Consider the following 12,611-nt stretch of genomic DNA (forward strand, 5'->3'; position numbering starts at 1 on the left):
CACGATGACCGACCCCCGGATGCTCACCGTGCGCCCCGAACCGGACCAGTACGCCTGGACGTTCGGCGGGGCGGCGCCCCTGGCGCGGATCGCGCCCGGTACGGTTCTCGACCTCTACACGGAGGACTGCTTCGCGGGCCGGGTCCGCTCCGAGAAGGACCTCGTGTCCGAGGTGTGCGAGTTCCCCTTTCTCAATCCGCAGACCGGGCCCTTCCACATCGAGGGCGCCGAGCCCGGTGACACCGTGGCCGTGCACTTCGTGTCGATCGAACCGGCCCGCGACTGGGCGGCGTCCACGACGGTCCCCCTCTTCGGCGCCCTGACCTCCACGCACACGACGGCCACGCTTCAGCCACCGCTGCCGGAGCGGGTGTGGATCTGGCAGTTGGACCGGGCCCGCGGGACGGCCCAGTTCCAGGCGCGGGACAGCGACTTCCAGGTGGAGCTGCCCATGGACCCGATGCACGGCACGGTGGGCGTCGCTCCCGCCAACCTGGAGGTGCGCTCGGCCCTGGTGCCGGACGCCCACGGCGGCAACATGGACACGCCCGAGATGCGGGCCGGCGTCACCTGCTACCTGGGGGTCAACGTCGAGGGCGCCCTGCTCAGCCTCGGCGACGGACATGCCCGGCAGGGCGAGGGCGAGACCTGTGGCGTGGCCGTGGAGTGCGCGATGAACACGGTGGTGGTCGTCGACCTCCTCAAGGACGTCACCACACCGTGGCCCCGGCTGGAGTCGGACACGCACATCATCTCGACCGGCTCGGCCCGCCCGCTGGAGGACGCGTTCCGGATATCCCAGCTCGACCTGGTGCAGTGGCTGGTGCGCGACTACGGGTTCAGTGAGCTGGACGCGTACCAATTCGCAACCCAGGCGGTCGAATCACCGTTGGCCAACGTGTGCGACACGAACTACACGTGCGTGGCCAAGCTCCGCAAGGAGTGGCTGCCCGCGCGGGAGACGTACCGCGGCATGCACGCACGGCTGCGGGAGACCGCGCGGACCCTGCGCCGCTGACCTCTCCGTCGTACCCCGACTCCCGAAAGCCCGCCGAAGGCGTTCCGAAAGGCATCCAGAAAGGCATCCCGCCATGGACATGGACCGAGCCAGACCGCGGCTCAGCCGGCGCCGGCTGCTCAAGGGCGCGGCACTCGCCGCCGTCCCCTACGCGCTGCTTCCCGACCCGCGGGCCGGTGCGCAGACCGCGGCCGTCGACTATCCGCCCGCCGAGTGGCAGCCGGCGAGCAGCTCCAACCGCACGGCGTCCGACCGCCCCGTCGACTACGCCATCGACCGAGTGATCATCCACGTCACGCAGGAGACGTACACCGACACGTTGGCGATCTTCAGCAACCCGCAGAAGAAGGTGTCCGCGCACTATGTGGTCCGCTCGACGGACGGGCACGTCGCCCAGTGCGTGCGCGAGGCCGACATCGCCTGGCACGCGGGCAACTGGAGCTACAACACGCGCAGCATCGGCATCGAGCACGAGGGCTGGGTGGACCAGCCCGCCTACTTCACCGACGCCCTCTACGAGGAGTCGGCGAAGCTCACGGCGGCGATCTGCGCCAAGTACGGCATCCCCCGGGACAGGGAGCACATCCTCGGCCACTACCAGGTGCCCGGCACCGACCACACCGACCCGGGGCCGGACTGGGACTGGGTGCGGTACATCAGAATGGTCAACTTCGCCTGACCGGAGGCGGAGCCGCCGTCGCACCGGTTGTCCGAGCGAACACCCGGGGTGACGATGGTCCCAGCCGCCGTAGCAGCCGCTGCGCCACCGCCGAGCCCGCCGCATCACCGCCCGGAGCCGCCGTACCCCGTATCAGCATCTCCTTACCGCACCGCACCACCACTGTTCCACTGTCCGGGGAGGCCGAGTTGACCGATCCGTGGGTTGCCCTGGAGCCGGGGACCGACCCCGCCGAGCGCGTCCGGTTGCTGCGCCGGGCGCACGAGACGTTCACCACGGTGGGCACGGTGCCGCGCCCGGTGCGGTCGGTGGTGGCGGAGTCGTGGCGGCGCAGCGCGCGGGCCGGTGTCGGGCCGGACGGCACCGCCAGCGTGGAGCTGACCGACGGCGATCTCGGCGCCTACCGCGCGGAGCATCCCCTGGCCCGGGTGATGCCCCTGTTCCGGGAGCTGATGGGTACCTTCGCGGCCGATGGCGAGCATCTGCTGGCGGTGTGCGACGCGCACGGCAGGCTGCTGTGGGTGGAAGGGCACGCGGCGACCCGGCGCCGCGCGGACCGGATGAACTTCGTGCCCGGGGCCCGCTGGGCGGAGAGCGCGGTCGGCACCAACGCACCGGGCACAGCGGTCGCCGTGGACCGGCCCGTGCAGGTGTTCGCCGCGGAGCACTTCATACGGCGGGTGCAGCCGTGGACCTGCGCCGCCGCTCCGGTGCACGATCCCCGCACCGGACGGGTCCTCGGGGCGGTGGACATCACCGGCGGGGACGGGCTCGCCCATCCGCACAGCCTCGGCTTCGTGCAGGCGGTGGCGCGGGCCGCCGAGGCTCAGCTCGCCCTGCTCGTCCCGCCGCGCGCCGCCGAGGACGGATCGCTGCTGAGCGCGCTCGGCCGGGACGAGGCCGAACTCGCCCTGGACGGACGGCGGATGAGGCTCAGCCGTAGGCACAGCGAGATCCTCGTGCTGCTGTCCCGGCATCCCGAGGGCCTGAGCGGTGACGAGCTGCTCTGCGCGCTGTACGCGGACGAGTCGGTGACGCCGGTGACACTGCGGGCGGAGCTGGCGCGTCTGCGCCGGCTGTTGGGCCCGGGGGCGCTCGCCTCGCGGCCGTACCGGCTGACGGCGGCGGTCGAAACGGACGCCGCCGTGGTCGAGCGGCGGCTGGAGACGGGCGCGCTCACCGCCGCGGCGGAGGCGTACGCCGGTCCGCTGCTGCCCGGTTCGCAGGCCCCCGCGATCGTCCGGCTGCGGGAGCGGCTGGCCGACGGGCTGCGTACGGCGCTGATCGCCCATCGTGACCCGGACCTGCTGGCGGACTGGGCGCACGCGCCGTGGGGCGAGGAGGACGTCGAGGTGTGGCGGGCACTCGCCGCGGTACGCCCGACGGCTCCGGTCCGGGCCCGCCTCGCCGCGCTGGAGGCCGAACTGACGGCGCCCGGCGGTCGGGCACGGGCGCGGACCCGCGGTGCAACGTACTTGCAACGTCCGCCCGTCTAACCTCCCGCCGAGAGCTGCCCAACGGCGGGCAGCGCTGCACCGGGAGGCAATCAGGATGACTCGTTACGCGGCGCCGGGCACCGAAGGCGCGATCGTCTCCTACCAGGCGCGCTACGACCACTTCATCGGCGACGCCTATGTGCCGCCGGCGCGCGGGCGGTACTTCGAGAATCCGTCGCCGGTCAACGGGCAGCCGTTCACGGAGATCGCGCGCGGTACCGCGGAGGACGTCGAGCGGGCGCTGGACGCGGCGCACGAGGCGGCGCCCGGGTGGGGCCGTACGCCGGTGGCGGAGCGCTCCGACATCCTGCTGAAGATCGCCGACCGGATGGAGGCGCACCTGGAGCCGCTGGCGGTGGCCGAGAGCTGGGAGAACGGCAAGCCGGTCCGGGAGACGCTGGCCGCCGACATCCCGCTCGCCATCGACCACTTCCGCTACTTCGCGGGGGCGATCCGGGCGCAGGAGGGGTCGCTGGGCGAGCTGGACGACGACACGGTGGCGTACCACTTCCACGAGCCGCTCGGAGTCGTCGCCCAGATCATCCCCTGGAACTTCCCGATCCTGATGGCGGCCTGGAAGCTCGCGCCGGCGCTGGCAGCGGGGAACGCGGTGGTCCTCAAGCCGGCCGAGCAGACCCCGGCCTCCATCCACTACTGGCTGAGCCTGATCGCGGACCTGCTGCCGCCGGGCGTGCTGAACATTGTCAACGGCTTCGGTGTGGAGGCGGGCAAGCCGCTGGCGTCGAGCCCGCGGGTGGCGAAGGTCGCGTTCACCGGGGAGACCACGACCGGGCGGCTGATCATGCAGTACGCCTCGGAGAACATCAAGCCGGTCACGCTGGAACTCGGCGGGAAGTCGCCGAACATCTTCTTCGACGACGTGTGGGCGCACGACGACGACTTCCGCGACAAGGCGCTCGAAGGCTTCACGATGTTCGCGCTCAACCAGGGCGAGGTGTGCACGTGCCCGTCCCGGGCGCTGATCCAGCGCGGTCACTACGCGGAGTTCCTGGAGGCGGCCGTCGAACGCACCCGCCTCATCAAGCCGGGCCACCCGCTGGACACCGACACCATGATCGGCGCGCAGGCCTCCAACGACCAGCTGGAGAAGATCCTCTCCTATCTGGACATCGGCCGCCAGGAAGGCGCGAAGATCCTCACGGGCGGGGAACGCGTCGAGCACGAGGGCGAGTTGAAGGGCGGGTACTACGTCCAGCCGACCATCTTCGAGGGTGACAACCGTATGCGGATCTTCCAGGAGGAGATCTTCGGCCCGGTCGTCTCGGTGGCCTCCTTCGACGACTTCGACGACGCGATCAAAATCGCCAACGACACGCTGTACGGGCTGGGCGCGGGCGTGTGGACCCGGGACATGAACACCGCCTACCGCGCGGGCCGCGCGATCCAGGCGGGACGTGTGTGGACCAACTGCTACCACGCCTATCCGGCGCACGCGGCGTTCGGCGGCTACAAGCAGTCGGGGATCGGCCGTGAGACGCACAAGATGATGCTGGAGCACTACCAGCAGACCAAGAACCTCCTGGTGTCGTACTCGCCGAAGAAGCTGGGCTTCTTCTAGACACCTGGACACTCGGACACGGGAATGGCGCCGACCAGGGCAGACCCCCTGGTCGGCGCCAAGCCTTTTGCTCGACGCCCGTTCATCCAGCCCCTGGCGGTGTGCTCGGTGTACCCGGTGCCCGGAACCCGTGACGTGGCCCGCTCGGCGCTTGACCTTGCCCCTGAGGGCAAGGTTTAGCCTGAGCGGCGAGGTGAACGGCATGAAGATCAGTGAGCTTGCCCGTCGGGCCGGCGCGACGACGAAAGCAGTGCGGTACTACGAATCGCTGGGTCTGCTCACGCCCGAGCGACTCGCCAACGGCTACCGCATCTACACCGAGGACGACGTACGCCTCGTCCAGGAGATCAGATCCCTGCACCGACTGGGCATCCCCGTCGAGCGTACCCGGCCCTTCCTGGAGTGCCTGGCCGCCGGGAGCCGGCACGCCGACGACTGCCCCGCCTCGCTGGCCACCTACCGGGAGGCCATCGACGAGCTCACCGAGCGCATCGAGGCCCTGAACGCCCGCCGCGCGACCTTGATCACCAACCTGCGGGTGGCGGCCCACCGGGGCAGCGGTGTCGTACCGCTCAAGGAGGCCGGACCAGGGGCTGCGGACTACCTGACCCTGCCCGCGGACCTGCCCGTCCCGGCGGACGACGGCGCCGCCGCCCACCTCCCCGGCACGGCGGTGCCACCGCTCACGCTCCCCGACACGGCGGGCAGACCGATCCGCCTGGACGCGCTCGGTCCGCGCCGCGCGGTGATCTACGTCTACCCCCTCACCGGCCGCCCCGGCACCGACCTGCCGGAGGGCTGGAACTCCATCCCGGGCGCCCGCGGCTGTACGCCCGAGTCATGCGGCTTCCGCGATCACTTCCAGGACCTCCTGGAAGCCGGCGCCGGCCGCGTGTACGGGCTGTCCAGCCAGGACACCGGCTACCAGAAGGAGGTCGTGGAGCGGCTCGGCCTGCCCTTCGACATGCTCTCCGACCCCACCCTCGGCCTCGCCGACGCCCTCCGTCTGCCCACCTTCGAGGCCGGCGGGATGCGACTGTTCAAGCGGCTCACGCTCGTCGTCCGCGGCGGCGTCATCGAGCACGCCTTCTACCCCGTCTTCCCGCCGAACGCCCACGCCCAGCAGGTTCTGACCTGGATGCGCGAGAACCCCCTGTAAGGATGCCTGTGTACGTCCCCCGCCCCTTCGTACCCGACGAGAACGCCGTCCGTGACCTGCTGACCCACAGCGGAGCGTCCGATCTGATCACCATGACGCCACAGGGGCTCGTGGCCACCCCGCTGCCCTTCGAGTACGACCCGGACACCGGTGACCACGGCGCCCTTATCGGTCACATGGCCCGCGCCAACGACCAGTGGCGCCGGCCGGTGCAGGGCGAGGCCATGGTGATCGTCCGTGGGCCCGAGGCGTACATCACGCCGAGCTGGTACGCCACCAAGCGGGAGCACCATCGCGTGGTGCCGACGTGGAACTACATGACCGCGCACGTGTACGGGCAGCTGGTCGTGCACGACGCCCCGGCCTGGATCGAGGCACAGATCCGCCGTCTGACCGACCGGCACGAGGCCGGCCACAGCGAGCCCTGGTCCGTCGACCAGGCCCCGGCGACGTTCATCGAGCAGCAGTTGCGCGCCGTCGTCGGCGTCGAGCTGGTCATCAGCCGCGTCGAGGCCAAGTGCAAGCTCAGCCAGAACCAGCCGCGGGAGAACGTCGAGGGGGTCATCGCCGGCCTCGAAGCCCGCGACCGCCCCGACGACGCGGCGGTCGCCGCCGCGGTCCGCGCCCACGACCCGCACGCCACCAAGGCCTGACGTACCCGCCTCCCGCGCGGCCCGCCCGCACCTGGTCCCCGACGTCTGACGCCACCACGGGCGTCGACTTCGCCGGAGCCCTCGGCGCCACCGGCGGCCAGGCCTGCCTCACACCCGGCCGGCGAGTCGTTGGAAGGTGTCGGCGGCGGGCTCGGCCCGGGCCTGGCGGTGACCCGTTCCCGCCCCCGGGTGGATCAGCTGGGTGTCGCCTGCCTCGGTGGCGGCCTTGCGAAGGGGCCCGGTGACCGCAGACGGTCAGGCTTCGGCCACATCCAGCACAACCAGCAGGAGTCCGGTGCGGTCACCGACCCGGCGAAAGAGCGTGCCCTTCCCCACGCCGGCGGCCTGCGCGGCCTCGTTCATCGTCACCTGCTCGGCTCCCCGCCCGGCCACCGGTTCCGGCGGCGGCCTCCAGCAGCCGGGCGCGGTTGCGGGCGGCATCGGCCCGCTCCGCGAGGTCCGTGTCGGCGCTGCGGGGCATCGCTCTCCTCAGGCGGGTCGGCCCTCCGCTCCGGGCGGAGGCGTCGGGCAGGCCGCCGTACCGGAGCGTCGCGCGAGTGGTCGCGGCTGATCGCCACGCTGTCGACTCCGCCTACGGGTACTGACGATCCCGGTGGCGCTGTGCGCGTGACCGCGCTGGACGGAGACTCCAGCAGGGCGCCAGCAGACCGGCATACACCTGAGGGTGCAGTGACCTCTCACCCAAGGAGTGGATGACCTATGGCCACAGCGTCGGACGGACAGGCACGGGCCGCTCTCGTCACCGGCGGTACCAGCGGGATCGGCCTCGCCGTCGTGGAACTCCTCGCGGAGCAGGGCTACTCGGTCTTCCTGTGCGGTCGCGACGGCGGCGCCGTCACCGCGGTCACCGACAAGCTGCGGGGCCGCGGGCTGGACGTCGACGGCGTCGCGGCCGACGTGAGCTCGAAGGACGACATCCGCCGCCTGGTGCGGGCCGCGCGGGACCGCTTCGGACCGCTGTACCTGCTCGTGAACAACGCCGGGCGCGGGGGCGGCGGAAAGACCGCGGAGATCCCCGACGAGCTGTGGGAGGACGTCATCGAGACGAACCTCAACAGCGTCTTCCGCATCACCCGTGAGGTCCTGACCGCCGGCGGGATGCTGGAGCAGGGCCTCGGCCGCGTCATCAACATCGCTTCCACGGGCGGCAAACAGGGCGTCGTCCTCGCCGCCCCCTACTCCGCCTCCAAACACGGCGTGGTCGGCTTCACCAAGGCGCTCGGCCTGGAGCTGGCCAAGTCGGGAATCACCGTCAACGCCGTGTGCCCCGGCTTCGTGGAGACGCCGATGGCCGTGCACGTCCGCGAGGGGTACGCCGAACAGTGGGGCATCGGCGCCGACGAGGTGCTGGAGCGCTTCAACACCCGTATCCCGCTGGGCCGGTACACCACGCCGCAGGAGGTCGCCGGGCTGGTCGGCTATCTGGCCGGGGACGTCGCGGCCTCCATCACCGCCCAGGCCCTCAACGTGTGCGGCGGGCTCGGGAACTACTGAACCCGCCGCCCGCGCTGAGCCGCCGCCCGCGCCCGCGTCGAGCCCCCTGCCCGCGCCGGGCCCGCCGCGTGCGGCACGCACGAAGGCGCTGCGGCCGGTCCGAGGGCCGGTCGCAGCGCCGCTTTCCGCGTGTCCGTCCGGGTCAGCGGCGGTAGCACTCCACGGAACCCGCCGGGACGACGTCGCCGTCGGCGTTCTTGGCGGAGATCACGTCACGGAAGTGATCGTCGCTGACCTTCGTGAACTCGTCGATGAACGTGAACTTGCCCTTGCCTATGGTGTATTGGCCGACGAACTTCGCATGCCCCTGCGACGCGGCACCCGGTTCGGTGTGCTCCACGCCGTAAGAGCCCCGGTCGTCGGTGTAGAGGGCGGTGAACGTCTTGTCGGTGGCGTTCCAGCCGCCGATCATCCAGCGGGACAGCGCCTTCTGCGGCATCTGCTCGTTGGGCAGCCGCAGCGCGTCCCACTGGTACCAGGCACCGCCCAGCACCGGCTTGATGGTGCCGACCACCACGCTGGTCTCCGACGGGGAACCCGGCGCCGTGACCGTGGTCGGGCATCTCCAGGAGCCCAGCAGGAAGTCGAGCTGGTGCATCTCCTCGGGAGCGGTGCCGGTCTTGGCCGGCCGGCTCCGCGGCCGGCCGTCATCGCCGGCGGCGCTGACGGACCATACCGTGCTCAGGCCGAGGACGGCGGCCACGGCGACGACGCCGGCACGGGTTCTTGCTCTCATGACGGACCTCCAGGGTGGGAAAGGGTGTGATCTCCTCGCCGGGTCGGCCCGGCGAGGCCGTGACGGTGTGGTCGGGGGCGGGCGTTCACCTGGTGACCGCACTCGCCTCCGCATCCGCGAGCGCCACCTCCGCACTCGCCTCCGCATCCGCGACCGCCTCCTCCGCACTCGCCTCCGCATCCGCGAGCGCCGTCTCCGCACTCGCCTCCTCCGCGAGCGCCTCGCGGGCGGCCAGCAGCGTCGCCACCTCCGCGCCCGGCCGGGCCGGTGCCAGCGGTACGACCCTGCTGCGCCCGGCGCGGACCGCCGGGTGCCGGCGGGCCAGCCGGGACAGCACCTGGCCGGGGCCGGTCTCCACCAGCACGTGGTCGCCCGTGGCGAGCAGCGCGTCCAGCGCCGGCCAGAACAGCACCGGCTGGGCCGGCTGCGGAGCCCAGTAGTCAGGGTCCACGGCTTCGGCGTCGGTCAGGGGGGCCGCGGTGTAGCAGGAGACGACGGGGACCTCCGGCGGGCGGCGCGTGATCCGTGCGAAGGCCTCGCGTGCGGCCGGTACCGAGTCGGCCAGCGCGGGACTGTGGAACGGTGTCCGGGAGGGTACGGCCGCGCAGGTGATGCCCGCCGCGCGCAGCGACCGGATCACCTCGTCCAGGTGCCGCTGAGGGCCGGCGACGATGGTCTGCTTCGGCGCGTTCACGCCGCCCACGACGACCTGGCCGCGCAGGTGCGGCCGTACCGCGTCGGGGGCCGCGGCGACGGCCGCCATGCCGCCCGCCGGCACGTCCACGAGGCGTTCGCAGCGCCACCAGACCAGGCGCGCGGCCTCGGTGAAGTCGAGGACGCCGCCGAGTACGGCCGCCGCGACCTCGCCCATGCTGTGGCCGAGCAGGGCGGCCGGGGTGATGCCCCAGGAGAGCAGCAGGCGTCCGTAGGCGTGGTCGATGGCGAACAGCAGGGGTTGCGAGCGCTGGACGTGGTCCATGGGCAGGACGGGGTCGGCGGACAGCCAGTCGGCGCGCAACTGCCGGCCGCTGTCGCCGAGGGCGGCGAAGAACTCGTCCATCGCGGCGGCGAACACCTCGTCGTGCGCGTACAGGCGCGTCGCCATCCCGGCGCTCTGCGAACCCTGGCCCGGCAGGAGAAAGGCGATTGATCGCATGCCCCGAGGCTGGCAGCCGGGGATGGACCGGATCAGGAGCAGACCTGGAGCGGGGGTGGTCCGCGCTCAGTCGGCGCGGTCCAGGGCGTGGAAGGCGCGCCGGTGGTAGAGCAGCGGCCGGTCCTCGGCCGGCCCGTCCTCCCCCGCCGTACGGGCCTCGTGCACCTCGGCGAACAGCACCCAGTGGTCCCCGACCGTCAGCCGCCGTACCGTGCGGCACTCCAGCGTCGCCACCGCGTCGGTGAGCAGGGGGGTGCCGGACCGGCCGGGCTCGGTCGCGAGCCCGGCGAACTTGTCCGGGCCCTTGCGCGCGAACCGTCCGGCCATGTCGCGCTGGCCGGCGCCGAGGATATGGACGGCGAGCCACTGGGCGCCGGCGAATGCCGGGGCGCAGTCAGCGGTTCGGTCCAGACATACGAGGACGGTCGGCGGGTCCAGTGAGACCACGGTGAAGGAGCTGGCCGTGAATCCGTGCGGACGCCCGGTCGGTCCGGTCGTCGTGACCACGGTCACGCCGCTCGCCCAGTGACTCATCACCTCCTTGAAGTCCTTTATCAGCCGCGTCTGCCTATCGACCGGAGTGGACATGCCCGGCCTCCCTCAGGACCACATTCCGATGATTCTTCATGACGAAATCCACACCCTCACTCGATCATTAGCGCCGGTGCGGCCCAGCGCAGCTCCATACGGACTCCAGACCCGGTTGACAGCGTAGGAGGGACGGATGAGGTCTACAGGCAACTATCGTTCCGTCAAGTCACGGTTTTACGGGACCGGGGATTCCGTTTCCTTGTTATTCCAGCTAGGAAGGATCACCAGCAAGCAGTCAACGGGGACTGCCTCGCCCGCAATTCGAACCAGAGGATGACTCTTTCGTGGATATCTTCGCGTTAGGCCCATTCACCGTCCTGAACAATGGCGAGAATGTCGTTCCGAAGGCAGCGAAGCCGCGCACCCTCCTGGCCCTTCTCGGATCATCCATCGGAAATGTCGTATCGAGTTCCGTCATCATCTCGGAACTCTGGGACGACCGTCCGCCGCGGACCGCTTCGACCACCGTGCACACCTACGTCATGCAATTGCGCCGGCTCATCGGCGCCGCGACCTCGCCGAGCGGGGACCGGGTGGATCCGAAGGACGTACTGCGCCGGGACGGCGCCGGCTATCTCCTGGCGGCGAGGCCCGGACGGTTCGACGTCGCCGAGTACGACCGGCTCGCCGCCGAGGGCCACAAGGCGGCGCAGGCCAACGACTGTCTCGCCGCGCACGCCCGGATCACGGCGGCCCTCAACCTGTGGCGGGGGCCCGCCTTCGCCGACGTACAGACCGGACCGCGGCTGTCCGCCGAGGTCACGCGCCTGGAGGAGTCCCGGAAGATGCTCCTGGAGCGGCGGATAGAGATCGATCTGCGCCTCGGCTGGCATCACCAGGTGCTGGGCGAACTGGCCGGGCTGACCACCGAGCATCCCTCGCACGAGGGCCTCCAGGCGCTCTACATCATCGCGCTGTACCGGTGCGGGCAGCGGACCCGGGCCCTCGCCCAGTGCGACCAGCTGCGGGCGCGGATGGCGGACGAGTTCGGGCTGGACCCGCTGCCCGCCATGGCCGCGCTGCGCCAGGCGATCCTGGTGAACGACCCGGCGCTGGAGGACGACACGGTGTGGCCGCTGTTCGTCCGCCGTGGGAGGGAGCTTCAGGCGAAACACGTCGGGGTGCTTCCATGAAACTCGATCATCTGCCCGAAGGCCGCCATGACGTCGAGGGGTTCGCCGAGTGCGCCGCCGGCGGCCTCCGCGTAGGCGCGTACCAGGTTGCCGACGATGCGTTCGCCGTCGAGCAGGTCGGCGAACTCGCCGAGGTCGGCGCCGCGTGCCACCGCGAGCGGGCTGAGTCCCTCCGTCGTACCGGCGGCCGCCAGGCGCTGGATCCACCGCAGGTAGCGGGCGTTCGCGTCCAGTAGCCGGGCGTCGCCCACCGGGCCGTGGCCGGGCACGATCACCTCCGGGCCGAGCGCGCGCAGCCGCTCGATCGCGGCGAGGGAGCCCTGCACGGACCCCATGAGGGTGAACGGCGCGGCGCCGTTCATGACCACGTCCCCGGCGAAGAGCACGCGCGGGCCCGGCAGCCACGCCACGATGTCGTTCGTCGTGTGCGACGGGCCGACGTGGATCAGCTGGATCTCGTGCCCGCCCTGGTGCAGGGTGAGCTGCTCCGGGAACGTCACCTCGGGCAGTCTGAGGCGGACGTCGCCCCAGTCGACGTCCGGCCACAGCTTCGTCAGGGCGAGGCCTCCGGCGTCCAGTTCGGTGCGTGCGAGGTCGTGGGCGACGATCGACGTCTCGGGTCCGAAGACGCAGTTGCCGAAGCAGTGGTCGCCGTGGTGGTGGGTGTTGACCACGGTCGTCACCGGCCGCGCGGACAGCTTCGCGACCGTGTCGCGCAGCAGGGTGGCGCGCCGCATGGTGGCGGCGGTGTCGACGACCACGGTGGAGTCGGAGCCGACGATGATGCCGGAGTTGTTCAGGCACCAGCCGCCGTCCAGCTGGACATGGGCGAACACACCGTCGCCCAGTTCTTCGAGCCGTTCCTCGGTCTTGCCTGTCACGATCGTCCCTTCCGG

General features: G+C 71.4%; 12 protein-coding genes and 1 pseudogene. 8 read left to right on the forward strand and 5 right to left on the reverse strand.

What is annotated here, in order from left to right; translation table 11 throughout:
• Positions 1-4: 4 nt before the first annotated feature.
• The 6 genes from ACZ4WH_RS14460 to ACZ4WH_RS14485 all read left to right on the forward strand — a co-directional run bounded on the left by ACZ4WH_RS14460 (position 5) and on the right by ACZ4WH_RS14485 (position 6,584).
• Complete coding sequence (locus ACZ4WH_RS14460; RefSeq protein ID WP_468180161.1) at positions 5-1,018, forward strand: acetamidase/formamidase family protein; 1,014 nt, start codon at positions 5-7, stop codon at positions 1,016-1,018.
• A gap of 79 nt (positions 1,019-1,097) precedes the next feature.
• Positions 1,098-1,697: an N-acetylmuramoyl-L-alanine amidase gene (locus tag ACZ4WH_RS14465; RefSeq protein WP_468180224.1), complete on the forward strand. Its 600-nt coding sequence runs from the start codon at positions 1,098-1,100 to the stop codon at positions 1,695-1,697.
• A gap of 188 nt (positions 1,698-1,885) precedes the next feature.
• Positions 1,886-3,193 carry a GAF domain-containing protein gene (locus tag ACZ4WH_RS14470; protein WP_468180163.1) on the forward strand — a complete coding sequence of 436 codons (1,308 nt, stop codon included), beginning with the start codon at positions 1,886-1,888 and terminating at the stop codon, positions 3,191-3,193.
• 55 nt (positions 3,194-3,248) lie between these two features.
• On the forward strand, positions 3,249-4,772 hold the full coding sequence (exaC, locus tag ACZ4WH_RS14475; protein WP_468180165.1) for an acetaldehyde dehydrogenase ExaC: 1,524 nt from the start codon (positions 3,249-3,251) through the stop codon (positions 4,770-4,772).
• A 202-nt stretch (positions 4,773-4,974) separates the two neighbouring features.
• Entirely contained in the window at positions 4,975-5,931 is a 957-nt protein-coding gene (locus tag ACZ4WH_RS14480; protein ID WP_468180167.1) for a MerR family transcriptional regulator, read from the forward strand.
• Between the two features lie 2 nt (positions 5,932-5,933).
• Positions 5,934-6,584, forward strand: coding sequence for an FMN-binding negative transcriptional regulator (locus ACZ4WH_RS14485; RefSeq protein ID WP_468180169.1), 651 nt, complete (start codon positions 5,934-5,936; stop codon positions 6,582-6,584).
• 261 nt (positions 6,585-6,845) lie between these two features.
• Here the strand turns inward: ACZ4WH_RS14485 and ACZ4WH_RS14490 are convergent.
• Positions 6,846-7,065: pseudogene (locus ACZ4WH_RS14490) on the reverse strand (helix-turn-helix domain-containing protein); the annotation flags it as partial.
• A 239-nt stretch (positions 7,066-7,304) separates the two neighbouring features.
• Between ACZ4WH_RS14490 and ACZ4WH_RS14495 the strand changes: the two are divergent.
• The gene (locus tag ACZ4WH_RS14495) at positions 7,305-8,099 is read left to right on the forward strand and encodes an SDR family NAD(P)-dependent oxidoreductase (RefSeq protein ID WP_468180171.1); all 795 of its coding nucleotides are present in this window, start codon (positions 7,305-7,307) and stop codon (positions 8,097-8,099) included.
• A 142-nt stretch (positions 8,100-8,241) separates the two neighbouring features.
• Here the strand turns inward: ACZ4WH_RS14495 and ACZ4WH_RS14500 are convergent, their stop codons facing one another.
• The 3 genes from ACZ4WH_RS14500 to ACZ4WH_RS14510 form a co-directional block, all read right to left on the reverse strand.
• Positions 8,242-8,835, reverse strand: coding sequence for a DUF1579 family protein (locus tag ACZ4WH_RS14500; RefSeq protein ID WP_468180173.1), 594 nt, complete (start codon positions 8,833-8,835; stop codon positions 8,242-8,244).
• An 85-nt stretch (positions 8,836-8,920) separates the two neighbouring features.
• A complete protein-coding gene (locus tag ACZ4WH_RS14505) occupies positions 8,921-9,991 on the reverse strand; it encodes an acyltransferase domain-containing protein (RefSeq protein WP_468180175.1) in 1,071 nt (356 codons plus the stop codon).
• 66 nt (positions 9,992-10,057) lie between these two features.
• Entirely contained in the window at positions 10,058-10,579 is a 522-nt protein-coding gene (locus ACZ4WH_RS14510; RefSeq protein WP_468180177.1) for a flavin reductase family protein, read from the reverse strand.
• 287 nt (positions 10,580-10,866) lie between these two features.
• Here ACZ4WH_RS14510 and ACZ4WH_RS14515 point away from each other — a divergent pair, with 287 nt between their 5' ends.
• Positions 10,867-11,715, forward strand: a complete 849-nt coding sequence (locus ACZ4WH_RS14515) for an AfsR/SARP family transcriptional regulator (protein WP_468180179.1) — start codon at positions 10,867-10,869, stop codon at positions 11,713-11,715.
• On the opposite strand, the gene ACZ4WH_RS14520 is transcribed toward ACZ4WH_RS14515, so the two are convergent.
• On the reverse strand, positions 11,685-12,596 hold the full coding sequence (locus ACZ4WH_RS14520) for an MBL fold metallo-hydrolase (protein WP_468180181.1): 912 nt from the start codon (positions 12,594-12,596) through the stop codon (positions 11,685-11,687). The genes ACZ4WH_RS14515 and ACZ4WH_RS14520 overlap by 31 nt on opposite strands.
• Positions 12,597-12,611 lie beyond the last annotated feature (15 nt).

It is taken from the genome of Streptomyces sp. NPDC029138, from assembly GCF_055564375.1.